At 47.3% G+C, this 26420-nt stretch carries 29 protein-coding genes and 1 pseudogene; 14 read left to right on the top strand and 16 right to left on the bottom strand.

What is annotated here, in order from left to right:
- The first annotated feature begins 78 nt into the window (after window positions 1–78).
- Window positions 79–519 (top strand): PACE efflux transporter, encoded by a 441-nt coding sequence (locus tag CKQ54_RS24710; protein WP_120163287.1) that lies wholly within the window; start codon window positions 79–81, stop codon window positions 517–519.
- A gap of 133 nt (window positions 520–652) precedes the next feature.
- On the opposite strand, the gene CKQ54_RS24705 is transcribed toward CKQ54_RS24710, so the two are convergent.
- The 3 genes from CKQ54_RS24705 to CKQ54_RS24695 all read right to left on the bottom strand — a co-directional run bounded on the left by CKQ54_RS24705 (window position 653) and on the right by CKQ54_RS24695 (window position 2222).
- Window positions 653–1129, bottom strand: coding sequence for a glutathione peroxidase (locus CKQ54_RS24705; RefSeq protein WP_120163286.1), 477 nt, complete (start codon window positions 1127–1129; stop codon window positions 653–655).
- 26 nt (window positions 1130–1155) lie between these two features.
- Window positions 1156–1623, bottom strand: a complete 468-nt coding sequence (locus CKQ54_RS24700; protein ID WP_120163285.1) for a DUF3237 domain-containing protein — start codon at window positions 1621–1623, stop codon at window positions 1156–1158.
- 194 nt (window positions 1624–1817) lie between these two features.
- Window positions 1818–2222 carry a winged helix-turn-helix transcriptional regulator gene (locus tag CKQ54_RS24695; RefSeq protein WP_120163284.1) on the bottom strand — a complete coding sequence of 135 codons (405 nt, stop codon included), beginning with the start codon at window positions 2220–2222 and terminating at the stop codon, window positions 1818–1820.
- A 93-nt stretch (window positions 2223–2315) separates the two neighbouring features.
- Here CKQ54_RS24695 and CKQ54_RS24690 point away from each other — a divergent pair, with 93 nt between their 5' ends.
- The 6 genes from CKQ54_RS24690 (at window position 2316) to CKQ54_RS24665 (ending at window position 10087) form a co-directional block, all read left to right on the top strand.
- Window positions 2316–3173, top strand: coding sequence for an MBL fold metallo-hydrolase (locus CKQ54_RS24690; protein WP_120163283.1), 858 nt, complete (start codon window positions 2316–2318; stop codon window positions 3171–3173).
- Window positions 3174–3353: 180 nt separating this feature from the next.
- Entirely contained in the window at window positions 3354–3878 is a 525-nt protein-coding gene (locus CKQ54_RS24685; RefSeq protein WP_112289636.1) for a phenolic acid decarboxylase, read from the top strand.
- A 248-nt stretch (window positions 3879–4126) separates the two neighbouring features.
- Window positions 4127–4741 (top strand): TetR/AcrR family transcriptional regulator, encoded by a 615-nt coding sequence (locus CKQ54_RS24680; protein WP_244220295.1) that lies wholly within the window; start codon window positions 4127–4129, stop codon window positions 4739–4741.
- 72 nt (window positions 4742–4813) lie between these two features.
- Entirely contained in the window at window positions 4814–5914 is a 1101-nt protein-coding gene (locus CKQ54_RS24675; RefSeq protein ID WP_120163282.1) for an efflux RND transporter periplasmic adaptor subunit, read from the top strand.
- Entirely contained in the window at window positions 5911–8985 is a 3075-nt protein-coding gene (locus tag CKQ54_RS24670) for an efflux RND transporter permease subunit (RefSeq protein WP_120163281.1), read from the top strand. The genes CKQ54_RS24675 and CKQ54_RS24670 overlap by 4 nt, the downstream gene beginning before the upstream one ends.
- 352 nt (window positions 8986–9337) lie before the next feature.
- A complete protein-coding gene (locus CKQ54_RS24665; RefSeq protein WP_113876499.1) occupies window positions 9338–10087 on the top strand; it encodes a LuxR family transcriptional regulator in 750 nt (249 codons plus the stop codon).
- Here the strand turns inward: CKQ54_RS24665 and CKQ54_RS24660 are convergent.
- Both CKQ54_RS24660 and CKQ54_RS24655 read right to left on the bottom strand, forming a co-directional pair.
- Complete coding sequence (locus CKQ54_RS24660; protein ID WP_113876498.1) at window positions 10059–10679, bottom strand: acyl-homoserine-lactone synthase; 621 nt, start codon at window positions 10677–10679, stop codon at window positions 10059–10061. The two genes, CKQ54_RS24665 and CKQ54_RS24660, sit on opposite strands and share 29 nt — an antisense overlap.
- Before the next feature lie 375 nt (window positions 10680–11054).
- Window positions 11055–11954 carry a GNAT family protein gene (locus tag CKQ54_RS24655; protein WP_120163280.1) on the bottom strand — a complete coding sequence of 300 codons (900 nt, stop codon included), beginning with the start codon at window positions 11952–11954 and terminating at the stop codon, window positions 11055–11057.
- A 452-nt stretch (window positions 11955–12406) separates the two neighbouring features.
- Here CKQ54_RS24655 and CKQ54_RS24650 point away from each other — a divergent pair, with 452 nt between their 5' ends.
- Window positions 12407–13342 (top strand): LysR family transcriptional regulator, encoded by a 936-nt coding sequence (locus CKQ54_RS24650; RefSeq protein ID WP_120163414.1) that lies wholly within the window; start codon window positions 12407–12409, stop codon window positions 13340–13342.
- A 427-nt stretch (window positions 13343–13769) separates the two neighbouring features.
- Window positions 13770–14105: a DMT family transporter gene (locus CKQ54_RS24645; RefSeq protein ID WP_113876495.1), complete on the top strand. Its 336-nt coding sequence runs from the start codon at window positions 13770–13772 to the stop codon at window positions 14103–14105.
- Window positions 14106–14132: 27 nt separating this feature from the next.
- Here the strand turns inward: CKQ54_RS24645 and CKQ54_RS24640 are convergent, their stop codons facing one another.
- The 3 genes from CKQ54_RS24640 to CKQ54_RS24630 form a co-directional block, all read right to left on the bottom strand.
- Window positions 14133–15458, bottom strand: a complete 1326-nt coding sequence (locus CKQ54_RS24640) for an HdeD family acid-resistance protein (protein ID WP_120163413.1) — start codon at window positions 15456–15458, stop codon at window positions 14133–14135.
- A 37-nt stretch (window positions 15459–15495) separates the two neighbouring features.
- Window positions 15496–16764, bottom strand: coding sequence for an MASE1 domain-containing protein (locus tag CKQ54_RS24635; RefSeq protein WP_120163412.1), 1269 nt, complete (start codon window positions 16762–16764; stop codon window positions 15496–15498).
- A 179-nt stretch (window positions 16765–16943) separates the two neighbouring features.
- Window positions 16944–17381 carry a GNAT family N-acetyltransferase gene (locus CKQ54_RS24630; RefSeq protein WP_120163411.1) on the bottom strand — a complete coding sequence of 146 codons (438 nt, stop codon included), beginning with the start codon at window positions 17379–17381 and terminating at the stop codon, window positions 16944–16946.
- 484 nt (window positions 17382–17865) lie between these two features.
- Here CKQ54_RS24630 and CKQ54_RS24625 point away from each other — a divergent pair, with 484 nt between their 5' ends.
- From CKQ54_RS24625 to CKQ54_RS24610, 4 genes are all read left to right on the top strand, one after another.
- Window positions 17866–18411, top strand: coding sequence for a cysteine hydrolase family protein (locus CKQ54_RS24625; protein ID WP_112289654.1), 546 nt, complete (start codon window positions 17866–17868; stop codon window positions 18409–18411).
- A 131-nt stretch (window positions 18412–18542) separates the two neighbouring features.
- Window positions 18543–19013: a GNAT family N-acetyltransferase gene (locus tag CKQ54_RS24620; RefSeq protein WP_120163410.1), complete on the top strand. Its 471-nt coding sequence runs from the start codon at window positions 18543–18545 to the stop codon at window positions 19011–19013.
- 232 nt (window positions 19014–19245) lie between these two features.
- Window positions 19246–19689 carry a DUF3290 domain-containing protein gene (locus tag CKQ54_RS24615; RefSeq protein WP_112289657.1) on the top strand — a complete coding sequence of 148 codons (444 nt, stop codon included), beginning with the start codon at window positions 19246–19248 and terminating at the stop codon, window positions 19687–19689.
- An 11-nt stretch (window positions 19690–19700) separates the two neighbouring features.
- A complete protein-coding gene (locus CKQ54_RS24610) occupies window positions 19701–20336 on the top strand; it encodes a DUF421 domain-containing protein (protein ID WP_112289659.1) in 636 nt (211 codons plus the stop codon).
- Window positions 20337–20461: 125 nt separating this feature from the next.
- On the opposite strand, the gene CKQ54_RS24605 is transcribed toward CKQ54_RS24610, so the two are convergent.
- From CKQ54_RS24605 to CKQ54_RS24575, 7 genes and pseudogenes are all read right to left on the bottom strand, one after another.
- Window positions 20462–20794: a DUF1493 family protein gene (locus tag CKQ54_RS24605; RefSeq protein WP_120163409.1), complete on the bottom strand. Its 333-nt coding sequence runs from the start codon at window positions 20792–20794 to the stop codon at window positions 20462–20464.
- Window positions 20788–21150, bottom strand: a pseudogene (locus tag CKQ54_RS26140) (STM2901 family protein); the annotation flags it as partial. The pseudogene CKQ54_RS26140 and the gene CKQ54_RS24605, both read right to left, overlap by 7 nt.
- A 12-nt stretch (window positions 21151–21162) precedes the next feature.
- On the bottom strand, window positions 21163–21489 hold the full coding sequence (locus tag CKQ54_RS24595; RefSeq protein WP_120163407.1) for a DUF1493 family protein: 327 nt from the start codon (window positions 21487–21489) through the stop codon (window positions 21163–21165).
- Window positions 21483–21923: an STM2901 family protein gene (locus CKQ54_RS24590; protein WP_113876487.1), complete on the bottom strand. Its 441-nt coding sequence runs from the start codon at window positions 21921–21923 to the stop codon at window positions 21483–21485. The genes CKQ54_RS24595 and CKQ54_RS24590 overlap by 7 nt, the downstream gene beginning before the upstream one ends.
- A 6-nt stretch (window positions 21924–21929) precedes the next feature.
- Window positions 21930–22415, bottom strand: a complete 486-nt coding sequence (locus CKQ54_RS24585; RefSeq protein ID WP_120163406.1) for an Hcp family type VI secretion system effector — start codon at window positions 22413–22415, stop codon at window positions 21930–21932.
- A 117-nt stretch (window positions 22416–22532) separates the two neighbouring features.
- Window positions 22533–23393, bottom strand: a complete 861-nt coding sequence (locus tag CKQ54_RS24580; protein WP_279630536.1) for an SMP-30/gluconolactonase/LRE family protein — start codon at window positions 23391–23393, stop codon at window positions 22533–22535.
- 11 nt (window positions 23394–23404) lie between these two features.
- Entirely contained in the window at window positions 23405–24271 is an 867-nt protein-coding gene (locus tag CKQ54_RS24575; RefSeq protein ID WP_120163404.1) for an SDR family NAD(P)-dependent oxidoreductase, read from the bottom strand.
- A 143-nt stretch (window positions 24272–24414) separates the two neighbouring features.
- On the opposite strand from CKQ54_RS24575, the gene CKQ54_RS24570 reads away from it, so the two are divergent.
- Window positions 24415–25386 carry a LysR substrate-binding domain-containing protein gene (locus CKQ54_RS24570; protein WP_120163403.1) on the top strand — a complete coding sequence of 324 codons (972 nt, stop codon included), beginning with the start codon at window positions 24415–24417 and terminating at the stop codon, window positions 25384–25386.
- Window positions 25387–25397: 11 nt separating this feature from the next.
- On the opposite strand, the gene CKQ54_RS24565 is transcribed toward CKQ54_RS24570, so the two are convergent.
- Entirely contained in the window at window positions 25398–26303 is a 906-nt protein-coding gene (locus CKQ54_RS24565) for a LysR family transcriptional regulator (protein ID WP_120163402.1), read from the bottom strand.
- Window positions 26304–26420 lie beyond the last annotated feature (117 nt).

Below are 26420 nucleotides of genomic sequence, written 5' to 3'. Positions count from 1 at the left end.
ATTAAGGCTGTGTTTTGTATTGGTTTAGGTTACAACGTTTAACGTCAGGTCATTTACGGTAAACGGGAGTCGGGTAAGATGAAAGTGGAGTTGAATAAAAGCACAGCCGAGAGGATTTTTCATGCTGTGCTTTTCGAATTGCTTGGGAATGTCGTTATCGCCATTTTTATTTCTACTGTTCTGAAAGTTTCTTTATTACAGTCTGGTAAACTTTCTGTTATCTCCGCGATTACCGCAACAATCTGGAACTATATCTTCAATAAGATTTTTGACGCAATTCAAAGGCGTTTTGCATTCGAACGGAATTTTACAGTAAGAATTCTGCATGCCGTGATTTTTGAAATTGTACTGGTACTTTCTCTGACGCCAGTTGCTATGTTTTTACTCGATTTGTCATTAGCTAAGGCTTTCATGGTCGAAATAGGGCTGATATTCGTCTTTCTTCCTTATACGTTAGTCTTTAACTGGACTTATGATTATATCCGCTGGCGTTTTGTAGCCAATAAAGCTTCGGCGTAATGATATTCTGATTTTATTAAAGGCAAATCATGAAGAACAACAGGGCTTCAAGATTAGGTGAAAGTTGTATGCAGGGCAGGTGGAATTGCCCCCAATTAGATTTCGTGAAGAGAAGTCCGAAACCAAAAATTGCTTAAAGTGCAGTAAGGATTGTCGCTTCCATTTTCTCCGGGGTCGTGATCGGTGCAAAACGCTTGAGCGGTTTTCCGTCGCGTCCGATCAGAAACTTAGTGAAGTTCCATTTGATCCTTCCGCCCAGTGCGCCGGGCAATTCATCCTTAAGGTAACGGAACACCGGGTGCGCGGAGGCGCCGTTAACCTCCACTTTTTCGAACATCGGAAAGCTCACACCGTAGTTGATGTGGCAAGTTTGCGCGATTTCGTCGGCCCCGCCGGGTTCCTGTTTACCGAACTGGTTGCAGGGGAAACCCAGCACGACAAAACCCCGGGTCGCGTATTTCTTGTAGAGAGTTTCAAGGCCTGCGTATTGTGGCGTGAAACCACAATGGCTGGCGGTATTAACCACCAGAACCAGCTTGCCGGCGTAGTCAGCCATAGAGACAGGTTGACCCTCGAGACTGGTGGCCGAAAGTTGATAAAAAGTGGTCATATCGGGATCCTCACGTCGACAGACGCTTAAGCAACGCGATAAAAATCAAGCTTCACACCCGCTTCAGTACGGGTAGCGGAGCAGAGAAAGATAGAATTTGTCAGCCACATGAGTTCGGAGGTATCTACTTCGAAAACGGGAACTGTTTTGAAGTAGATATCGGATGGAGAAAGCTGATCAAAGAAGCTCATATCATCAGTGAAAAGTTTATTTGTAAAGGCTTCTGGTACACGCCGGATGCCATTGTTCTCAATGTATATCGTGCCCTCATTGACACGTAAGGCATATCTTGCTGAGAGCCTGCAGACGCCATCAGGTTCAATAATCTGACTGTCTACGCCACCAGGCAAAACTTCACCAGTGAGTGCACCGGACACCCGACCGCCCAGAATGGGGATTAATTGTCGCTTGCCAGACCGCGCTGAATTAGAAACCACAATGGGTTTGTCGACGACAACGCTAATGCTGAAGCTAAATTCTAGTTTTGGTTGCATATTAATCTCCTTAATAAAAGGATAGTTCATCAGGGAGGATCTGAAAAACGCAAAATATCAATGAATTTCATCGGATTTTCGAATGAATATATTTTTAGGCACAGTGCTCCTGTCAGAAGGGATCTGAACGGCCACTCCAAAAAGCATTATCATGGTCAATTTGATGCCTCATAATGTTTAAGATATCTCTCAGGTCAGGTATTCTCAATGCTGTACTTCTTCCTGTATTCTTTGCGACATTGGGTTACTCTGCTGAAATTCTCATTTGACCAGCCAATAAGGGGTCTTATTACCTTAATCAATTCAGCGCCAAAATCTGTAATACTGTAAACCACCTCGACAGGCATCTTCTGCCCATTTACCTTCCGGCTTACCATGCCATCTTCTTCAAGGTTTTTTAAAGTTTGAGAAAGCATTTTTTGTGAAATCTCTCCGTTACGTTTTAGTATCTGATTAAACCGCCCCGATTCGAACTCCACATCACATATAATCATCAGATACCACTTATTTGCCAGCCTCTCAAAAAGAAATTTTTGAGGGCTGTTGGCATCATTACTTATTGAATAATCTATTTTTTTATCTTGTATGGGTTTCTTCATGGATACTAACTTCCTTTCTGGTATCTGCTTTACAATATGATTTCCTGGCCATTATATAGAGTTTCAGGAATATCAATACCAGGAGGAATTAACATGGCACTTAATACTAAAGTTTTTTTAAGCAGCGATAAAAATGATGGCTTTGGCGTCACTTCGACAATCATTTATGGTGATAATGATGCAATTCTTGTTGATGCTCAGTTCACCATCGCAAATGCCCACAGGTTACTTGCGGAACTTATTGAGCTTAACCGTAATCTCAGATTTATCTTCATTACTCATCTTCATCCTGATCATTATCTGGGGCTTGAAGTCATCAAACAACATTACCCTGACGCCAGGGTCATTGCGTATAAAAAAGCAGCTGTAGATATTAATGACGCCTATGATTTTAAGATTGAGTATTGGGGAAATACTGTTCTCAAAAATAATGGTGCGAATATTAAATTCGATATAGAAAAATGGTCTGAAGATGAACTGATACTGGAAGGGGAAATTATCAAGATCCTCGGGTTAATGTCCGGGGATTGTATTGATATTGCGCCGTTATGGATCCCCTCAAGCCGCACTCTGATTGCGTCCGATTTGGTGTTCGCAGACTGTCATGTCTGGATTGCAGACATGCGTACGCCGGAACTTTTGGAAAAATGGTTTGAAACTCTCGACAAACTCGAGGCTCTTGAAGCTAAAGTCGTTATTCCGGGACACTCTTCCCGTGCTTTGACACTCCATCCCGGCGCTATCAGCTATACCCGACAGTATATTAAGGACTTTATCTGCCAGCTGAATCGCAGTGAAAATGCACAACAGCTGACAGACGCGATGGATCGTATTTATCCTGACTATCCGGTTCATATCTGTCTTGAATACAGCGCAAGGATCCTCAAAGACAAATACGTTTGGCCCGGCGACTGGCCACTTTCTCTGAGAAACATGCCTTCTGGCTTCTGAACGATTGTGTTCATTCAGCCGTGCGCGGCGCGGCGTTTTTTTGCTTACCGCAGGCATACCCTCAGGCAGCGCGTTTTGCTCACGGGTATGGCAAAGAGCAGGATATTCAACACAACCAGACTGGCGAACTCAGACGTTTTCTCTTACTTTTAATATTCAACAGCGCTGAAAGGAGATGTCATGAACACAATCCAGGATAAAGATTTTGCGAGTGATTTATCAGAGTTTGTCGGTACACACTTCGTGTATACCTATGACAATGGCTGGAAGTATGAATGGTATGCGCGCAACGACAACACCTGCGATTATCGAATTCATCAGGGGTTAGTAGGCGGACGCTGGGTCACGAATCAGAAGATGAATGCGGTGCAATTTGCGCCTGGCATTTTTAAAGTCGACTGGCACGAACCTACCGGCACCTGCGTTAGCCTGCTGTTTGATATTCGAAGAAAAGTGATCCACGGGACCATTTTCTTCCCTCAGTGGATAGCCGGAGAGGGGCAGCATCCTGAGAAAACCATCTGTTATCAGAATGAGTTTATTGAAGATATGCACCGTTTCCGCGATGAAGGCCCCGCTTATCCTTATGTGGTCATCCCTGAGTTTGCCAAAGTGACCTACATGAAAAATGAAGGTCCGGATAATGACCAGGTGATCAATATGCCGCCGGGACAACTTCCTTCAGACTTTTTTGAGGGTAAGTAATCTTCATAGCGATGCCTGACTGGCGCGTATTGACTGTTAAACCGGGGCGCGGTGCGCCCCAATGATATTGAATGCGCCCCTGATTTTGAGAAACAACCCCGACGTATTTCTGTTCCATTCCCCTGTCACCTCATCACCACTTCTCAGCGATAAAGAAAATAAACAACACTTTAACGATTTTTACTTGTGACCAAAATATAATAGGGTCACAAGCTATCTGTGTAATTAACCAAATTCCAGGCTGAAAAATGACCGATAAAAAAATGTCCACCACAACACGAGGACCGTCTGATCACAATATCCGTGATCAGATTGTGGATGCCGCAATGGAGTACTTCAGCCATTATGGCTTTGAAAAAACAACCGTTTCAGACCTCGCCAGATCCATCGGATTTTCAAAGGCATATATCTACAAATTTTTCAGTTCCAAACAGGAAATCGGAGAAGTAATCTGCACTAATTGCCTTACGGAGATTGCCCGCCGTCTGGAGGCCGCGCTGGCGGCTTCATCCTCCGCCACAGAGAAAATTCGCACCCTTTTTCAGGTGATTGCGCTGGGCGGCACTGAGCTGTTTTTCCGCGAAAGGCGTTTGTATGACATCGCCGCCGTCTCATCCCGTGACCGCTGGGCTGCGGCGGTTGATTATGAGGCCGGATTGCGCAAAACCGTGGTCGATATTTTGCAGGAAGGACGGAGTGCCGGTGAGTTTGAGCAGACAACACCGCTCGATGAAACGGCTGCGGCTGTTTATCTGGTGCTAAGACCCCTCGCCGATCCGATTCAGTTGCAGATCTACCTTGATACCGCAGAAGCTGATGCCGCACTGCTGACAGCAGTGGTGCTCAGGAGCCTGAAACCTTAAGTTGTGACCATTGACATAATTGGTCACTAGTCAGAGAATGGCGGCTCATACTTTTTTTAAGTAAGGCAACCCATGCTCCGGCACACTCTCTTTTTGTCCGCCACCTGTCTGCTCCCGCTCCTGCTGACCGCTTGCGGTGAGCCTTCAACTGCAGCTGACGATCCGCGCATCCGGCCACCGCTTATCCGGACGGCGGAGGTCAAACCTGCTCAGGAACAATCTCGTGTTTTTAACGGCATTGTGGCCGCGCGTTTTCAGGGAGATCTCGGTTTTCGCGTATCAGGTAAAGTGCTTGAACGGATGGTGGATAAAGGGCAAAGCGTCACGCGAGGCCAGCCGCTGCTTCGGCTGGATCCCGCAGACCTGGCGCTACAGGCACGCGCGGCTCAGGATGCAGTGACCGCCGCGCAGGCTCGCGCCCGTCAGACCGGCGAGGATGAAAAACGCTATCGCAGTCTGGTGGGTGGCGGTGCGATTTCAGCTTCGGCTTACAGTCAGGTACGTGCTGCGGCAGACTCGGCACGCGCCGAGCTGAGTGCCGCTCAGGCGCAGGCGCGCGTAGCTCTTAACGCGTCTCAGTACGTCGTTCTTAGCGCAGATGCTGATGGCGTGGTTGTGGATACACTCGCAGATCCCGGGCAGGTCGTCAGCGCGGGACAAACGGTAGTGCGTCTTGCGCGTGCCGGACAGCGCGAGGCGATGGTGAGTCTCCCGGAGACACTGCGTCCGCAGGTCGGATCGGTCGCGTCTGCCGTCATGTACGGTAGTCAGAGTGTCAGTGAAGCCAGATTGCGGGAACTGTCGGATTCTGCGGATAACGCGACACGTACCTTTGAGGCGCGCTATGTGCTGAGCGGCGCGGCGGCCAGTGCCCCCTTAGGCTCGACCGTGACGCTGCACATCCCGGAATCTTCGGCGACCTCACCCTCATGGTCGGTGCCGCTCAGTGCCATATGGGATGCCGGACGGGGTTCTGGCGTATGGGTGGTGGAAGGCAAACCCGCCAAAGTGAAATGGCATGCGGTAACGATACTCGGCATCAGCGATGACAGTGCGCGCGTTTCAGGGGCATTTACCACCGGAGAGCAGGTGGCAGCCCTGGGGGTGCATCTGCTTCATGAAGGCGAAACCGTGCGAACGGCGATGGCTGGCCCTGAGGGGATCGCACCATGAGTCACCATCGCTTTAATTTGTCGGCGCTGGCCGTGCGCGAACGGTCAATCACGTTGTTCCTGATAATCCTGATAGCCGTGGCCGGGGTAATGGCTTTTCTCGGACTGGGCAGGGCTGAGGATCCCCCGTTTACCGTCAAACAACTGACGGTGATCACCGCGTGGCCCGGCGCTACTGCACAGGAGATGCAGGACCTGGTGGCGGAACCTCTCGAGAAGCGCCTGCAGGAACTGAAATGGTACGACCGTACAGAGACTTATACCCGCCCGGGAATGGCTTACACCATGGTTTCCCTGAAGGACAGTACTCCGCCGTCAGAAGTGCAGGAGCAGTTTTATCAGGCGCGTAAAAAGCTTAGTGATGAGGCGCGTAATCTGCCCGCGGGGGCGATCGGACCGATGGTTAACGATGAATTTTCCGATGTGGTGTTCGCGCTGTATGCCCTTAAGGCAAAAGGGGAGCCGCAGCGCTTTCTGACGCGTGACGCCGAGAAGCTTCGTCAGCAGCTTCTCCATGTGCCCGGCGTGAAAAAAGTCACCATTACCGGTGAGCAGGCCGAGCGTATTTATGTCTCTTTCTCCCATGACCGGCTGGCCACACTCGGTATTTCACCGGAACAAATTTTTACTGCGCTTAATGCACAGAACGTTCTGTCGCCCGCAGGTTCGATACAGACGCGCGGTCCTGAAATCTTTATCCGTCTTGACGGCGCGCTGGATACGCTGGAGAAAATTCGTAACACCCCCGTTGTTGCCGGTAATCATACTTTACGGCTGGCGGATATCGCCAGGGTAGAGCGCGGTTATGTCGATCCCCCTGATTTTCTTATTCGTAATGATGGTGAGTCCGCGCTGATGCTGAGCGTGGTGATGCGTGAGGGCTGGAACGGCCTCGAGCTGGGTAAAGCACTGAAACAAGAAGTCAGTACGATTAATGAAGGGATGCCGCTGGGCATGACGCTGACTAATGTTTCCGATCAGGCCGTCAATATCAGTGCTGCTGTCGATGAGTTCATGATCAAGTTCTTCGTGGCGCTTCTGGTGGTGATGGTCGTGTGTTTCGTCAGCATGGGCTGGCGGGTTGGCATTGTAGTCGCCGCCGCGGTGCCGCTAACTCTCGCCGTGGTTTTCGTCGTGATGGCCGCCACCGGTAAAAATTTCGATCGCATTACGCTTGGCTCGCTCATCCTCGCGCTGGGACTGCTGGTTGATGACGCCATCATTGCGCTGGAGATGATGGTGGTCAAAATGGAAGAGGGTTACGACCGTATTAAGGCCTCCGCCTATGCCTGGAGCCATACGGCTGCCCCCATGCTTGCGGGGACGCTGGTCACTGCTGTCGGATTTATGCCCAACGGTTTTGCGCAGTCGACCGCCGGCGAATACACCAGCAACATGTTCTGGATTGTGGGGATTGCGCTGATCACCTCCTGGGTCGTTGCAGTGGTCTTTACCCCGTATCTCGGTGTGAAAATGCTGCCTGACATTAAGCCAATAGAAGGCGGTCACGCGGCGATTTACAACACCCGTCATTATAATCGCTTCAGACAATGGCTGACTCTGGTCATCAGGCGTAAGTGGTGGGTCGCTGGCGCGGTGATGGGTTGCTTTATCATCGCCATATTGGGTATGGGGCTGGTGAAGAAACAATTTTTCCCCACCTCCGATCGACCGGAAGTTTTGGTTGAAGTCCAGATGCCTTACGGCACCTCAATTGAACAGACCAGTATGACGACTGCCCGGATTGAACGCTGGCTGCGTGAGCAAAAAGAGACGCAGACGGTAACAGCCTATATCGGCCAGGGCGCGCCGCGCTTCTATCTGGCTATGGCGCCAGAGATGCCGGATCCATCTTTCGCGAAAATCGTGGTCCTCACCAGAAGTGAGCGTGAACGCGATGCGCTTAAACAGCGCCTGCGTGACACCGTGGCTGACGGGCTCGCGCCTGAGGCACAGGTGCGCGTTACCCAGCTGGTGTTTGGTCCTTACTCCCCATACCCGGTTGCTTATCGGGTAACGGGACCTGATCCTGACGTCCTTCGCCAGCTTGCCACCAAAGTGAAAGCGCTGATGCAGACCAGCCCGATGATGCGTACGGTTAATACCGACTGGGGTTCACGGGTACCGGTGATACATTTCGCGTTAAATCAGGACCGGCTGCAGGCTATGGGACTGACACCCGCCGACGCAGCCCGGCAGTTGCAATTTCTGCTCAGTGGTGCGCCGGTCACTGCGGTCCGTGAAGATATTCGTTCGGTGGAAGTCACGGGCAGGGCGGCGGGAGAGGTGCGTCTCGATCCGGCTCAGCTTGGCGCACTGACGCTTGCTGGCGCTGAGGGGCAGCGCATTCCTCTTTCGCAACTGGGTGAAACCGAAGTTCGCATGGAAGATCCGCTGCTGCGTCGTCGCGACAGAATGCCGACGATTACCGTGCGTGGTGATATCGCCGACGGCTTGCAGCCCCCGGATGTGTCGGCGTCGATCACGCGCGAACTTCAGCCGGTCATCGCCTCCCTGCCGCCGGGGTATCACATTGAGCAGGCGGGGGCCATCGAGGAGTCGGGCAAGGCCACCCAGGCAATGCTGCCGCTATTCCCGATAATGATTGCCCTTACGCTGCTCATTATCATCGTGCAGGTGCGGTCGATGTCGGCAATGGTCATGGTGTTTATGACGGCGCCGCTGGGGCTGGTCGGGGTAGTGCCTACGCTGCTTCTCTTCCAGCAACCCTTTGGCATCAACGCACTGGTGGGGCTAATCGCATTGTCCGGCATTCTGATGCGTAACACGCTGATTCTGATAGGTCAAATTCACCACAATGAGCAGGAAGGCCTTAGCCCTTTTCATGCCATTGTGGAAGCCACCGTTCAACGCGCGCGACCCGTCTTACTGACGGCATTGGCAGCGATTCTGGCCTTTATTCCCCTGACACACTCGGTTTTTTGGGGAACACTGGCATATACGCTTATTGGCGGAACTTTCGGCGGCACAATTATTACTCTCGTATTTTTGCCTGCAATGTATGCGATCTGGTTCAGGATCAGACCTGACGATGAGAAGGTTTCTGAATGAATGTCGGGCAGGCAAAAAGGTTTTGCATCACCTGCCCGCATAATGGCCGGTTCTGCCGGTCTTTTAGCCGACTTAATCGGGCAAAAAAAAAGCACCCAATGGGCGCTTTTATCAAAAAAATTTTATATTCTTAAAATTTAATTTATTATGGTTTTTAGTACGAGTGTTTCCCTGGTGTTGGCCGTCCATTGGCCTCCTCACACATTGTTCGGAGCAGTGTGTGAGGTTTCTTTTTCGTTAAAGAAGGTACCATTCATTATAATGGGGCGTAAGTTGTACTTAAGTCCTGAAAAAACCTGTACTTAAGTATAGATGTCGGCATTAAGGGATAAGCAGCCCTCAGGGAGTCAGTATGTTTAGTGCTTTTGAACAAAATCACACGATCACTGAAACATTGAAAGATTATATCGACCGTAAGCTGTGTCCACTAGGCAGTCCCGACTATGCCTATACCGTTGTGAGGAAAAAAAACCCTGCAGAAGTCCTGATCATCTCCAGTTATCCTGATGAGTGGGTCAATCTCTATCGGGCCAACAATTTTCAGCTTACCGACCCGGTAATACTCACCGCATTCAAAAGAACCTCTCCCTTTGCGTGGGATGAAAACATCACGCTGATGTCTGAACTGAAATTTACAAAAATCTTTTCCCTTTCCAGGCAGTACAACATTCTGAATGGCTATACATTTGTGCTGCATGATCAGATGGGAAATCTGGCATTGCTGTCTTTTATCATTGCCGACAATAGCCAGCAAGAGTTGGAAGAGCGACTGACTTCTGAACGTGGCAACTTGCAGATGCTTCTCATCGATATAAATGAACAGATGTATCGGCTTGTTGGCGGTATATCCGCCCGCGGACGTCAAATTACGGCGAGAAAGGAAAATAACATTTTCACTCTCCGTGAAAATGAGGTGCTTTACTGGGCCAGTATGGGGAAAACCTATGCAGAGATTGCGACGATTATCGGCGTTTCAGTCAGTACGATAAAGTTTCATATGGGAAATGTCGTTGCTAAGCTGGGTGTCAGTAACGCCCGCCAGGCAATCAGGCTGGGCGTTGAACTGGAGCTGATTATACCGGCAGCGTCAGCGGCCAGGTAAACAAAGAGTCTGTTTGGCTGTTGAGTCCTGTGGCCATGTTTATCTGATCGTCTTGCCCGGCAGGAAGATAGATCAGATAGATGCGTTCCCGCTCACTAAGAAATGCCTCTTTAAGTGTCTGTATTTTCCAGCCCGAGCGTTTCAATATCGTCAACATGGCGCGACTTACGATGGTATAAATACCAGCATGTCCGTTATCCTGAGCCCAGTTTATCATGGCAAGAAAAAGTGCCTGACTAACAGGATATCGTTCGCCGAGAAGCTCCCGGGCCCGCAATTTATCGACAAAGAAACGGCTCGACTCAACTCCCTCAGAAGGAAGCGGAACCGAATCAAAACACGCACGAAACGTATGGGTTATCATGTTTGGCTGGTCGAGAGCGGTAAAGCGCACGCTGCAAACGAGTTTCCCCTTACACAATCCGAGAATATAGCGTGTTGAGTCATTGTCGAATTCATCGAACTCCATATCTTGGTTGCAAACAACTTCCCATCCCAGACGGTCACTGAAGGTCGTTTTTCTAAGCCGGTAAAGTTCATCTACTCTGGTCATTCTGAGCTCTTCATAGCTCACGTCAAACAGTTCAAGCATCCCATTATCCTGTTAATAAAGCGTTGTATCCCGTAAACCGTACATCATTATCCTACAAAACTGGGCAATCGCAGACCCGAAAATGCACCGAATAACAGGATGTTAGTAAAGTAATAAATATCTCGTCAAATCCCGCTCAATAGGAAATTACAGTTCCGATCCGATATCCGCAACAATACCTGCGCGTTTATTGATTTGACTCAAATCTGAGCAAGGGTTTAATCAGCAGGTATATCTCGCCCGGATCTCTGATTTATCCTGGCAACGATATTGGGAAAGGATCAATCTGGCCGTGATCTCAAAAAGTACGTGGAACTAAAACGGGTCTGTTTGCAGTTGCATTATAAAATACAAACAGTGACAACTGAGGTCTGCTTACATGAAGATTGTTTTACCGACAGGCACCTTATTGCACCAACGCGTTTTATAATCCCATTTTGGGTCATACAATCCAATTGAAAATAGCCTCTTTTTGTTTTTATCATTACATAACTTGTCAGCTTCATTTATATTCAACCACATAAGTATACTTCCGACACTCAGATGTGAGTAATCCGGATCTACACCTCCATTAGGCACATCAAAATATATCCATTTATCTGACTCTGCCTTAAGTATAAAATCATATGCGCAGGGTAACGAACCATCGATAAAAAGAACATAACCAAAAATCATATCTTTGAAATATGTGAAGAAATCTATCAAAATTTCTTTATTGTAGCATTTCACATTGTCCTGAAATCTTTTTTTGAAAAGAAGTGCATATATATTGGCAAGTTGCTCTGGTTGGAGTTCATTTACATTTTTAACGACCCCACCCTCTTTAATGAATTTATTGAATTCATTCCTTCTGTTTTTATGGCTCTTTTTAGAAAAATCATCCTTGGCCAAGCATATAAACTTCTTCTTTGGTCTGAACTTGGTAAAAATTGTGTTGTAAAAATGGTTGGAATGGGCAGAAGATATCTTATTTGAACGCCCCGGAAGGAATACTTTCTTATCTACATTTACAGGTAATATGATTTCATCACTCGTTATGGGATATGTTCTCCACAGGTTAATGCCAATCTTATTATTGATTTCAAAAAAACAACCTTGAATGATATCTTTCTCTTTATAATGATAAAAATCTATTTCGCATATTTTCTTATCTAAAAGATACTGCAAAATTTTAGGGTGTGTATTTACACTCCCTCCAAACTTGTAATAACTCTGTTGATATATGTCGAATGAAGAACATTCCCAGCCAAATATTTTCTTAAACATTTTATTCATAATTTCAATCTTTTAAAATAAATTAAATTTTCAATTTAACACTATCAACACAAATATTTTAATGAAGTACCCGTTGGCTACTGCTCTTGCAGTTCTTTTGATAGCATGAGGAATGCAAACTTTGAAATAACTTAAACCCTGAGAAAGAGAAAAAACAATGAGTAAACCTAACGGTATTAAATGCTTTTTTTTCATGATTAGTTCTCATTCTATTCAAATGTTAAGCCTAAAAAATCAATTCGTTTATAATACATTTACATTTCAAACAAGTGAATGAACAAGTGGGAAAATTAACTTTTCCAATTTGGAAAAATTGGAATTATGTAGTTAGCTACATAATAAAATAACACAATAGAACATTATGCTATATAGTTACCAGAGCATCATGTTTATCCCTTATTTAAAATTTCATGCTATAGTAAATTTTGTTTTTATTTCTTTGCAGGTGAAACTTGAAATATAATAACACTCGCGAGCTTCGTGATTGGGTGATTTTTATAAAGACAATTGAGAAGGCGAACCTTTCTCTTGCTGCTCGTGAGCTCGGTGTCAGTGTCAGCACCGTGAGCAAGGCTATATCCAGGTTAGAGGATTATGTCCAAACGATGCTGATTAAGAGGGATGCTCGTAATTTTGAAATCACTTCTGCGGGTCATATTGCGTATAGTAAAGCGAAGAATATTACTGAATCCTTTCAGTCCCTGCTGTCTGAATTACAGAATCCTGAACTTTTAATTCAGGGTGACATAAAATTTTCCGTACCCTCTGTAGTATGTCAGTTGCTCGCTAATCATTGGACAAGTGAATATATAATCAAAAACCCTATGGCCAGGGTTGAGATAAAATCACAGGAACTTTTTGAATTCAATCATGATGTAAAAAACTTCGATCATGTAGCACTTCAATACGGAAATATTCAAAGGCCAGAACTGGTACATCGAGAACTAAACTCTGTTGAGCTTATTAGCTGTGCCTCTCCTGAATACATTAAAAAATTTAATATGTTAGACAGACCCGACAGTTTCGAAGGGCATACCTTGTTGATGGTGGATAATTGTAATTTAAAAGATAATATGATTTTTACAAAAGGGGATGAAACAATTTCCTTAGACAAAAATCACAAACCTTCTATTAAATCTAACGATTTTCTGGCTCTTTTCAACTTACTCCTTGAAGGAAAAGGGCTGCTTCTGGGTACACCCAAATGGCTAGCATTAACACATATCCGCAACGGAGAGCTTGTGCAGATCATTCCTGACTGGAAACTGGCTAATATACCCGTCTATCTTGTCTGGATGCATAGACCCTATTATTCCCCTCTGTTTTTAGATTTTATTAATTATGTGGAAAAAAAATGGAACAATTTTAACCAGGTTTATTTAAAATGACCTGCACTCAGGATGTGCTATAACGCTCAGTGAGTCATGCAGGATCTTGCCCCGTTCCCCGTATGTGATCCAGCCATAATCAGGAATACCCGGCACAACCATTGGCGGACTTCAGCAACTGCGGTAAAGGAAGCCTGAGCGCTATACTGTTCAGCATCCCAGCCACCTCTGACGAGCGCCAATTCTGCCCCCGCATATCCCCAGACATTTGCGGGTGTAAACGTCGGTCTTCGTCTACAAGCGCAGTCGTCGCCCGTCAACCAAAGCATCAGAAACAAAATTCATGTCCAGACGTGGCGTGGATATAAGCCCTGAGCTTCGGTTGCCGCCGCGACGTGTTTAATAGCGGATGATTTCCCGGTTGTTTAAACTTTAGATTGAGTCGGGTTATATACTCTTCCAAATATTTTATACAAGAGGAAATAAGATGCTCAACACCTACATTATTCTCGCCATTTCTATCTGCGCTGAAACGCTGGCCACAACCATGATGAAAGCTTCAGATGGCTTTACCCGGATAATCCCAAGCATGGTTGTGGTGGTGGGATATGCTATTTCGTTTTATGGTCTTTCCCAGGTGGTCAAGACCATGAATATTGGTATCGCTTACGCGATTTGGGCGGGGATGGGGATCTTTTTGGTTTCTATAATGTCATTCCTGTTTTATAAGCAGAAACTCGATCTTCCTGCCATCATGGGCATGGTTTTTATTGCTGTGGGAATTTTGATTATCCAGCTGTTCTCGAAATCCGTTTCCCACTGACTGACTCCTAAGTATCCCGTCAGTGCGCTATTCATCGGCCTCTCTGTTGTCATGCCGTTTGAAGCGAACGCGTTGATACCAGGGCTTTGGTACCGGATGGATGATGCTGCGCAGCGCCCTGGAATAATCCATCACCAGACCTGGCGTCCAGGCCATTGAGATAGCGCGTTTGCGTAACTGAGCGGCAACCCAAAGCTCAGGCATAGTGAGCGTTCTGATTATGGATAACCAGCTTTCAGTACGTCCGGAGAGCACACCATCCAGGGCGTTTTCCAACGCGTAGGCAACACTGCTTGAACAGTTGCGGTAGGTCAGGTTATAGGTCTTTGTTAACTTGTAGTCACTCCAAAAACGGTGTAAAGCTGTTCCGTTGTATTTGGTGAAACAAATTTTACGATCTGAATGGCACCATTCTGCTGCCTCGGTGGCATAGTCAGGCTGAAACTTACCCAAAACATCATTATCGCGTGTTGCTTTAAGTGTATTCAGGAACTCCGATGGCGACCGGTCGATATCTTCCGCTGGGTACAGGCTGATGTAAATACTGTCAGGGACTTCCAGCGCAGCATGGCCGGTTGATATTACACCTTCCGAGTCTACTGCGGCTATGTAACGGTTGATCACCGGGCGTGGAATAGTCGATGCGCTGGCTGTCCCTTCGGGCGTCCATATATGAACGGTGAGGGGTTCGCGAAAATCAGTCATAACTTGCGAAGCAACTTCTGGCTTTGCCGCGCCACCTTTATTGAACTCTAATCCTATACCTTCAGGCGCTAAAAGTTCGAATACAGAAGTCCCTTCCTGCAGTCGCATAACCCGAAGAGCAAGGCGTACGGTATGAATACCGCTGAAAACCATCAGTGTTCCCAGGAAGAAAGAGACCGTAGCCTTGTAATGTGTTGGGTAGGGACTGAATATGAAAATGGCAAAAAAGATTTGTGCCAGGCCGTTCAAAAAAGAGCTCTTCCAGTTAGGGAAACGCACAATCCACGCCGAGAAAACCACAAACAGACCAATCACGAAATAGGCAAATCCGAATACGATCGCCAGGAGCAAATTGCTATAAGACTGGTTTGATAAGATAAGAAGCGAGACGAAGCAAAAGATGCCCCCCTTAAAGTAGAGGAGGGCTTTTTGCGCACCGATGCCTCCTGACGCTATGCTTAGCGTCACTAAACTTTCCGTGAGCAAAAGCAAACCAAAAAATCGCAGAGGGAAGTACGTCACCCCGTCCAGACCGTCGAGGAAGATGGCCAATCCGAACAGGCTCCACAGGCTCCCAAACAGGATCAGATATTTGCCCCAGTAACGCATAAAATCAACGCCGAACAATAATAATGCAATCTGTATCACAAGTCGGTCTCTCTTTATTAAATCATGACGTCTGAGTTTAAATAGCCAAATCGTAATGGCTGGACTGCCAGTTCCCGACAATAATCAACGAGTCAGCATTTGCCATGGTGATACCGCCGCTGTCTACCAGCGTTAGCCACTCATCATTATTCGACTTAATACGAAAAATGACGGTATCGTGCTGGCTCGACATCGAATTAAACCAGTGTTGATTGAGTTTTTCTCTGTCTGAAGGATGTACATGACTTAGCACTTTCTCAACCGTATCGAACTCTGTCAGAGAAGCAGAATCCAGCAGCGAAGAGAGATCATTTTCCCAGGTAAACTTGCCAGTTTCAGGCTCAAGTCTGTAAAGTACGCCGTTACCTGAAAGCCTGCCTGTATCTGGATTGAAACGGGTTGTCGAGCGTCTTAATACGCGTACAAATACGATGAGCAATGCTGTCGCAGAAAGGTAGCTTAGCGCCAGTAGCAGTGACTCGACGAGGCTAAGGTTGCGCAGAAAGAACGGACCCTGATGCATGTCGGTAAAATGGATGACAATCAGCCCTAATACCAGCAGGCCGATGGATCCTCCACGGTTGCCCCATACCAGGGCGAGCATCAAACTCAGGACAATAGGCAAGCAGGAAAGGGCGAAATATAGCGCGGGAGCTTCGGTTTTAAGCCATGTGTCACTATAGCCGAAAATAAATACTGTCAGGGCACAGATCGATAGCAACAAGGCAAGGCCTCCCAGCAGCTTCGTCCAGGGGAGGAAAGCCTGATAGCCACGCTTGTTCACGAAACCCATCACCACAGTTGTAGCAAAGAAAATCCCGGTCACGTCAGCAACGAAACCGTTCCAGATAGTTGTCATTATCGGCTGTCCGCTGAAGAAAGCGTAACCTCCCGCCACGATTAGCGCATCCAACATGCTGATCACAAAAGTGGAGCATATCCACAAAATAATGACGTGCAGATCATCACTTGGCCGCGCGAAACGCCGGACGATCCAGGCAATGAGAACGTTGGCTGGCATTTCGAGTAGTGAATAACCCACTGAGATAAGAAAAGTGGGGAGATTCTGCCAGGCCCGGTCCTGTAGTACGCTCACCAGAACAAAGATAAGGATAAGCGCGGGATAATGGCGCCAGCGAGCAGATAAAAAGGCTGCTACCGCCACGCCAGGAGGAAACCACACTATAGCAATCGCAGAATTTGTGTCGTCAAATTTGAGAGACATCAATCCTGATAAATAATAAACCAGCCCCCATAAGAGCAGGATCGCAGTTTGCTGCAGCCAGGAGGGGATATTCGTTTTCATTTCTGGTCAACTTTGGGTCAGGTAAAGGACGCAGCATCGCTGCTGTGGATCGTTAATTAACATAAATTTTAACAACCCTTTGCTGAAATTACAAAATCAGCTCCTCACAGGATATTTCAGGGGCTGCATATTTCGAAGTGCGAAAAGCGGACGTCCCGGCTGAAAGACAAAATTGGATTTTATAAGAATTTCTTCATAAATATCCGGCTTGTTCCTTCCGGCGCGCAGTCAATACGCCCAAACTCTTCCCAACCGTGTTTTTTGTAAAAATCAGGAGCCTGAAAGCTTATCGTATACAAAAATGCTGCTGTGCAGCCCCTTCTTCGCCCTTCATCCTCGAAGCGATTTAGGATATCTGTGCCAAGCCCCATTCTCCGCAGCTCTGGTGGAAGATAGAAAAGATCTATAAAAAGGAGGCCCAGTGAGGAACGTCCTTGCATTCCTCCAAGAACTTCACCCGTTTTCGTTGATTTTATTAATACCGATAATGGCTTACGATCACTGATCCCCGTCATTAAATCGTTGAAATCATTAAGCCCTTCTTCAATGGGTAATAATTGTTCCGCATCAGCATTTTCACAAATCTCAAAACTTATCTCTTCAACAGTGCTATTCATTTCAAATGGCCTATTCGTTGTATAAATAACTGTTTAAATATACAGTCGTAAATCCAAAATCCCAGCTTTTTTTCTGTTTTGCTCTGCCACTTGCACTAAAGCATGCTTCGGCCGTCCATCTGGTGAGATGAAATATCTTACCGCCAGCTTTGAGCAAAAGCCGGTATAGGCTCTTTTTCGGGGCAACAAGGGCTGTACTTCATTCAGGTTAAATGTATTGAATCCGGTATTTGCTCAGTGTTATAAGAAATGAGCAGTATTTACGATTTCTGTTGTTTCCAGTGCCTGATTTTCATCAACTAAGTTAAGGTCAGAAAATGATTAAGTCAGTTCGGCCAACAACCACAGTCACCACCACTATCGGAACCTGCGGTGGTGTGGGCGTATCTGTGACTGACTCCTGACAAAACAGATCCTCACTCCCCGCCAATCCGGACGGGGAAGAAAATCTCTCCGTTCATAATATTCTGAATGGAGAAACATTATGATTTCATCTGAAAATGCACTTATCGTTATCGATATGCAGCAAGGACTTTTCCGTGGCCCGACATCTCCGCATTCAGCCGGAGCGGTTCTGTCGAATATTTGTCTGCTGATTGCAAAAGCAAGACAGGCTCAGGTGCCCGTCTTTTTCGCCCGCCACACCGGACCCGATGACTCTCCCTTATCTGAACAAAGTCCGTTAACACAACTGATACCTGAAATGGACGTGAACGTTGAGCGGGATATCGTTTTTATTAAAAAGCACCCCAGCTGTTTCCGCGATACCGGCCTGCAGCTTCAGCTCATCCAGCGAGGCGTGAAGCGGGTGGTTATCGCCGGGATGAAAACAGAATTTTGTGTCGACACAACCTGCAGGGTTGCCTCGGAACTGGGATTCAAAACCGTGCTGATTTCAGATGCGCATACAACAATGGATAACGAATTTTTATCAGCAAATGAAATTATTGCTCATCACAATGTCACGCTGGCCGGACCGTTTGTGACTCTGGCAACTGCCGATAACTTGAGATTTGCTCCTGACAAATGAGTTTGAGCGGAGAGCCGTCCCCAGGGCGGCTGAATAATCCATTGTCGTTTCTGCCACGAACCTGTCGGGTGAGTATCTGGTTGATATATTTGGTATCATCACATTTTAAATCATGCCTGAGACCTTATCTGATGGGTATAAACATAAGACCAGCACTTGTTTCTGATGTCGGGAGTATTTTCGATGTGAGAACGTCGGTGATAGAAAATCATCTCAGTCGTGAGGAAATGCGGCTGATGGGGATCACTGAAAGCGTTGTGGCAGATATGATCCTGAAAAACCCTTGTGCCTGGGTAGCAGTTGATAATGAAAATATTATCGGTTTTTCAATGACTTTACAGGATGAAGGCTGCCTCTTTGCGGCATTTGTTCGCCCGGAATATGAAAATAAAGGGGCAGGGCGTAAGCTTGTTATGGCTGCTGAGCAAGAGTTATTTAAACACCATGATGTAGTCTGGCTGGAAACTGATAAGAACAGCCGTGCTGCGAAATTTTACAGACATCTCGGTTGGGGTAATGACGCGGCTATTAATGATGTTGATATCAGATTAGAGAAAAAGAGAAGAGCATTCTGTAATTCAATTGTACGCAAAGAGAGTTAATGCGTTATGCCCCTTTATAGAATCCTGTCAGGCGGGGCAGTGAGAAAAGAATGTCGTAGTATCACTTGAATTTGTGAAAATAATGTATAAATAACGTCCGTGTAATACTCAAAGGATTTGACACTCACTCTTTTATTTTAACAAAAACACTCATCACCATCAAGATAATTGACAATACGTTGCTATAATTATAAAAAGCAGAGAGCCTTAATCAACAAGGAATGATTTTAGTATGAATTTTTATGGGATAAATTATCTGCAAACGCAGTCAAATATAAATGATTACCTTAAGTATGTAATTATTTTCAGTACATTGTTTGTTTTGATTGTCGTTTTCAGCTTGTATATGCGCCATCGCCTGCAGACCCGATATCGGGATTTGACGATTATTGCTTTTTTGTTTTTGCTGTTCGTTTCAGGTGTTCAGTATGCAGATTATGCAAACAGTGAAAATATTCACTCCCAGTCGTCGCAAATGGTTAATTTTGTCACGTTATTATCAAAAGAAAAGAATGTCAGCATAAATGATATTTATTCCAGCTCAGTGCAGTTATCCGATGGCGTGATCGTTAAAGTTAACGACGGCTATTACCGTGTTAACTTAAGTTCAGATCAAAACACCTATAACTTAACGGACGTCTGGTTAACAAATCCGGAAGTTAACATCATAAAATAACGAGAAATCAAATGCCTATATACACACCTATCATCATCAAATTGGGACTGGGGATACTGTGCCTGATTGTCCAAATCAACCTTATGGGTAAAGGCAATCTTGCCCCGACATCTGCAATGGATCAGGTTCAGAACTACGTTCTGGGCGGTATCATCGGTGGCGTCATCTACAATGAATCAATTACAGTGCTGCAATTTGTGTTGGTCTTAATTATCTGGACGTTGCTGGTCTTCATTCTTAAATTCCTGAAAGAAAATAACCGGTTTGTGAAGCGGATTATTGATGGTAAACCCATTACGCTGGTACATAACGGCAATGTGGATGTTAAAGAATGTTTGAGAAATGGCGTTTCAGCTAATGACCTGATGTTTAAGTTAAGATCTAATGGCATTTATGAAGTTGAACAGCTTAAGCGCGTGGTCCTAGAGCAAAATGGTCAGTTAACAATTATCCAAAGCGGTGACGAGAATATTCGTTATCCCATCATCGTGGATGGATCAGCAAACTTCGATCTGCTTGAGATAATTAATAAAGACGCTGAATGGTTAGAAGCAAGGATCGCCGAGCAAGGTTTCAAAAAAATCAGTGAAGTCTACTTGGGCGAATACCTTTCGGGCAGGATTAATTTGTACGGATATACGCGATAACTGCCGGGCTTAAATTAGTTCTCACGGTATCGATGATGTAGCGGGTGATCGACAGGCAGTCCGTACATGTAAAAACCCGGCCTTTAGCCGGGTTAGAATTAGGATCAATAACCGATACGTTTGAGTCAGTCATAGAGCCATTTACCTGCCCTGGCTGATTCTGCCAGCATTTGCAGGGTTAAAGGTTGAGGTTCATCGTCATCAGCGCCAGACGTGCACAGTGCAAATAAGATAAAGGTCTCTACAGGCCAGTATTTATAGAAATCGAATCCAGCAGGGTCTACATCAAATTTCTGGAAATACTCTTCCATGATTTCAGCACCAGCTTCACTTGCCCAGACATAGCGACCTGTTGACAGGCTGGTGTCAATCGTGACCGGAATCTGTTTCTTAGAGAACAGAACAGGCTTGTTGAACCGCTGCCTGTACCACTCTATGACATCCTCGTTGCTTACCATAGTTTGTCATTACCCCGCGCTATGGTGTTGTACTTGTTCGTCGCTTTATAGGCAATCGTCGAGACATCAGTAGCTATGATGATAATTCCCAGAATGGGGATCCACCGACCAACGAAAGCACCCAGATTTGTCACATAGCTGAACTCAAGGCGCTTAATACTCCCCGTTGTCAGCGTGGGTAAACGTCTGGTTTCAATGTCCAGATAATGACGCAACTGCTGACTCAGTGGTGATGTTCCCTGTGTTGTCCCCCCAGGCTTACCGCGCGTACCTAGAGTTGGCTGACCAAGCAGAATCAGGCCAATTGTCAGGAAGTCATCAACACCGAAATGTTCAGCGGTAGTAAATAGACCGATACCCAGTTTGAGTCAGTCATAGAGCCATTTACCTGCTCGTGCCGAATCAGCAAGCATTTTTAGCGTAAGCGGAGCTGGTTCGAATTCCTTAACTCGGAGTGATTTAGGCAGCAGGAAATTTGGAATCATGCTTTTTTCATTGGGCCAGTATTTCAGAAAACTAAACCCCTGCGTGTCTACCTCAAAGGCCTTGAAATAGCTTTCCATGATTTCTTCTCCAGTCTCCCACACCCAGACATAACGCCCCGTGGTGAGGCTGGTGTCAATCGTGACAGGCCATTTCCCCGACTTGTTCCATCCTGCATTATACCAGTCTATGACATCCTCATTAGTTACCATAGGCGGTCACTCTCTTTTGCAATAGTGTTGTAACGACTTGTGCTTTTCCAGACAATTTGAGATATGTCACTTGCAAGGATTACAATACCAAGGAAAGGAATCCAGCGTGCCACAAATGCTCCAAGATTATCGACATAGGAGAATTTGAGACGCCTGATACTTCCAGTCGTTAGTGTGCGCCATTGCTTGACCTCGGTAGTTAACCATTGCCGCAAATAGTAGCTTAATGGTGAAGTTCCCTTCGTTGTTCCCATCGGCTTGGCGCGTGTGCTCATAATGGGCTGACCAAGGATAAACATTGCAAGCCCAGCTAAGTCAGTAACACCAAGTTGTTTACCCGCTTCATCCAGAAATACCCAAAAATATAACTCACCAGCAGAGATATTCGATAAGCCATCAAAGTAGTATCCGCTGGTCTGTTCGGTGGTATCCATTAACTTTTATCCGGTTACGCGTTCATTCCATGCGTCTGAAAACTGAATGTTCCCATCCAAATACTTCCAGGTGATCTTCTGATAGCGCAACTGAACCGCTTCTTTATGACCAACATTTATAACTGTTTTTGTGTCGTGCATCATCGGAACAACTGAGACAATTTTCACGCCCTCGAGGTACATATTGAAATACTCAACCTCTTGCCCCGCGTCATTAATTCGATACCACTTAAATTCTGCTGATTCCAGCGTTTGGCCAGTGGCCACAGCCTTATATAGATATGGGCTTGATGAATCAAAATCCTTCTCAATCTGCATAGCGCCATGGATACGTGTTCCTGTCAGCTTACCCGTACCGTTATCTGTGGGGATGCTAAGGGAATGTCCGAAAGAAGTAACTTCTATTGAACGCTCACGATCTTTAACATCTACAGAACCTTTGATCAGTGCGCCGCCATCGTCTTTAAGCCATAGATAAGCTGGGATTGCCATTTTTATAAATTCCTTTTAAATGTGAGGCTTTAAGCTATTCCTTCGCAGAGCAGGAAACAATTAGCGAATCACGTAAAAATAAAAGTTTCAGAAGTTTATTATGAGTTTTTAAGGGATTTACCGCAGGCTCTTCCCCTGTATCGCCTGTTGTTGTATTGCGCGTTTGTAGTCAATTTTCAGAAGTGCCCCTGAGAATGGCATGTGTTCTAACTGCCTTTCCGACAGCCCAAGCCGTGCCGAGGTGACATACAGTGATTGTTCATTATGACCAAACGCACAGCTTGTCGGCCGCTGTACGGGAAGGGGGATCAGCTGGGCTATTTCTCCTTCCGGAGATATCCGCGCGATGGCCGCGCCATCGAAGAGCGTACTGAGCAGAAATCCATTCTGATCGACGATCAGTCCGTCTGGCTTACCTTTGCCGGGATCAATACTGATAACGACGCGCCGATGGCTGAGGTTGCCTGATGTCGGGTCGCACTCATAGCGATAAATTTCTCCACGCCGGGAATCCGTCACATAGAGTATTTCGCCGTCGCGGCTGAATCGCATGCCATTGATAAGTGTGAAACCCGAATCCAGGGTGTGCCAGCGACCATCAGGATCCAGACGATACAGATAACCTGTTCCGTCCTTCAGGTCTTCATCTATCAGCCCGACCCACAGGCGGTCTGCGCTGTCCATACACGCATCATTAAGCCGAAAGCCTTCTTGTGCGTGTGGCGCGGTGGCGATTCGCTGTCGGTTTCCTGCTGCGTCAATTTGCTCAACATGACAACCTATACCGAGGAGTAACTCACCCGAGCTTTTTTCTGCGACAAAACCGAGCGGAGCGGGCATCGGGTGGCTGAAATTTCTGCCCGTGGCGGGATCGAAAAAGTTCAGAGAGGCCCCCATGGTATCGACCCATAAGAGTCTGGCTCTTGAACGGCTCCAGATAGGAGATTCCCCCAGTATTGCCTGGCCTGCAAATATCACGGATACGCCATTCACGAGCGTGGCTCCACTGCGGTAATCGCGATCGACGCCCAGTTTTGTGCAACCTCCAGAGCGGTGGATGCCTGAACAGCCTGAAGATTTCGGGGGTAATCTACACCCGCGGCCTCTGCCGCTTTGGTCGCATGGAATTGCCCGTTCGCAGCACGCAGGATCCACCCGCCCTCGGTACATTGTGCGCTGGCAAGATATGCCACGCCCGGAGCCACCGCCGATGGCAGAAGTTCATCAGGTTCTTCTTCTGCACCCCACATACGTGTTTTGGCGACGGGGGAAACAGCATTCACGATAATGCCGTCACGTTTGCCTTCTTCCGCCAGAACATTCACGAGGCCTGCCACCGCCATTTTGGCTGCCGCGTACGAGGCGAGTCCCTGATGCACATATTGCGGATAAAGCGCCCGGCAAGAAGTGGTCATTACGATGCGCCCATAGCCCGCCGCTTTCATCGCGGGCCAGGCCGCCTGGGCAAGCCAGAGAGGCGCCTTAGCCGTGACAGTCATCATGCGGTCAAAAGAACGTTCTTCTATCATCCCGATTTTTTCGTAAGCCACCCAGCCCGCATTATGGATCACGGCATCCAGCCGCCCGGCAACACGCAGTGCGTCTGCGCACAGCGTATGGCAGCCCTCACGTGTGCCAAGGTCTCCCGTCATAACCCGTACGTCCAGACCTTCTGAGCGCAACGTATCTGCCGCGCGCTCTGCGACCAGCAGATCGGTGCCTTCACCCTCTGGGTTGGCTCCGATATCCTGTATGAGAACCGTTGCGCTAAGCTGACCGATACACCGGGCATATGCCAGACCCAGCCCGCGAGCTGCGCCGGTGATAAGTACGACCTGATCTTTAAACGTCACCATCTCATTTCTCCCGTTAACACGCTTTCATTGGGAAAAGAGCATAAAGTCACGCTTTCGATAGATAAAATACTGACTATGAGGCTCTGTGATACTTTAATTGTATCGGCAGTCAGCAAACGCATTGAACACAGGGAGAGCCGGACATGGCGACAGAAAAGCAGGCACGCGTCACTTTACGGATGATGGAACAATTCATCGCCGTCGCGGAGGAATTGCATTTTCATCGTGCTGCACAGCGCCTGAATATGTCTCAGCCGCCGTTGACCCATGCGATAAGAAAACTGGAAGAGGATATGGGCGTTATGCTGATTGAGCGCGGTAACCGCGTACTTGGCCTGACGCCAGCAGGAGCGACGTTTGTACGTGAGGCACGTGAAACACTCCGACAGGCCGAAAAAACCCTTATTTCAACGGTTGATGTGGCTGAGGGACGAACAGGAGTTTTAAGGCTGGGCTATGTCGGAAGCGCGCTGTATGGTCGCCTGCCTGATGTGATCCGTGAATTCAGGGCAAGCCATCCGCAGGTGCGTCTTGAACTGCGTGAAGCGACAACGGCTTCTCAGATTGCTGCTTTACGCGATGAAATGCTGGATATCGGAATACTGATCCCTCCACTTGAAAACGCGGAAGACGTCGTGAAGACCCGCTTTGACCAGGACCGTCTCTGTATAGCGATGCCTGTAGATCATCCCCTGAGCCAGCGGACAAATCTTACGCTTGCCGATCTGGCCGCTGAGCCTTTTATTTTGTGGCCAATGGCAGAAGGGCGAAGCTTTCATCTGCAGGTGATCCGCCTGTGTGCCAATGCAGGTTTTGTGCCGACGATTACTCAGGAAGCGCACGGGATGCACGCTGTGCTGTCACTGGTGTCTGTCGGGGGCGGGGTGTCCGTCGTGCCACAAAGTATGAGTGGCTTTCGCCAGGATCAAATCAGCTATCATCACTTATCGGGTACTGAGCCCGAATTTGAGCTGGTTCTCGGCCATCGTCACCTGTCTGCTTGCGCGAGGGCTTTTCTGAATTGCGCGCAAGCGAAGCAGGAGAGGGTTGCGAAAGCGGCAGTCTGCGAGATGCAGGAAAAGGGATCTGAATACCACAAAATGAATTTTTTGTGACAGTGTCACTGTTATTCCTGATACTTTCTTGCGAAGACCTCGCAGAACCAGTCGATAAAAACGCGGACTTTCGAAGGCAGGTAGCGGCGATCGGGATACAGAACAGACACTGGTTTTGTGACAGCCGCGTAATCCGTGAGAACTTCCGTCAGTTTGCCAGACTGAATGTGAGGTTCCAGCGCTGTCCGTAACGCATGCACTAAACCCAGCCCTTCCAGCCCGCAGGAAAGAAGTACATCGGAATTGTTAACCAACATATTACTCCCCGGTCGCCGTGACATAATTTCTCCGTTCATCACATATTTCCAGTCCATCACTTCACGGCTGTGTTCACTGAAAAAATTGATCGCTTTATGATGCACAAGCTCATCCGGCGTCAGCGGAACACCGTATTTATCCAGATATGACGGCGCAGCACAGGTGGCCATACTGACGCTGCCCACACGGCGCGCGCTAAAACCGGAATCGACCAACTCTCCCAGACGAATCACGCAGTCAACACCTTCTGAAATCAGATCAGTCAGGCGATCGGATGCGGTGAGTACAATGTCAATTTGCGGATAAAGGCTTTGAAACTCACTTAAAGAAGGAATAAGGATTGCGTGTGTCAGGGCAAGCGGAGCATCGATGCGCAAGCGCCCGCGCGGCGGCTGGCTGGGAGAAAAAACCGCCATCATGTCGTTGACGTCGCTTAAAAGACCTTTTGCGCGCTGATAAATTTCTTCTCCTTCCGCCGTCATACTCAGGCTGCGCGTGGTGCGGTGGAGAAGTTTTATCCCGAAATCGTCTTCCAGGTGTTGAATGGATTTACTGACAGCAGGACGATGTAATTGCAAGGCATCTGCGGCTTTGGTGAAACTGCCCAGTTCGACAACCTGAACAAAAATACTCATTAACTCAAGCATATTAGTACGCATCGTTTTTTCTCCTCTTCCGGCAAATTCTACCCATCAATGACCAGGAATGCGGGATGTACCTTACCCGAATTGTTTCCCCTGCAATAACACTGAAATCCTTTGCAGTGACTTTTTCCC

This window comes from Rahnella variigena, from assembly GCF_003610915.1.
GTDB lineage: Bacteria > Pseudomonadota > Gammaproteobacteria > Enterobacterales > Enterobacteriaceae > Rahnella > Rahnella variigena.
The sequence above is the reverse complement of the archived record's forward strand: the minus strand, read 5'-3'. Positions and strand labels throughout refer to the sequence as shown.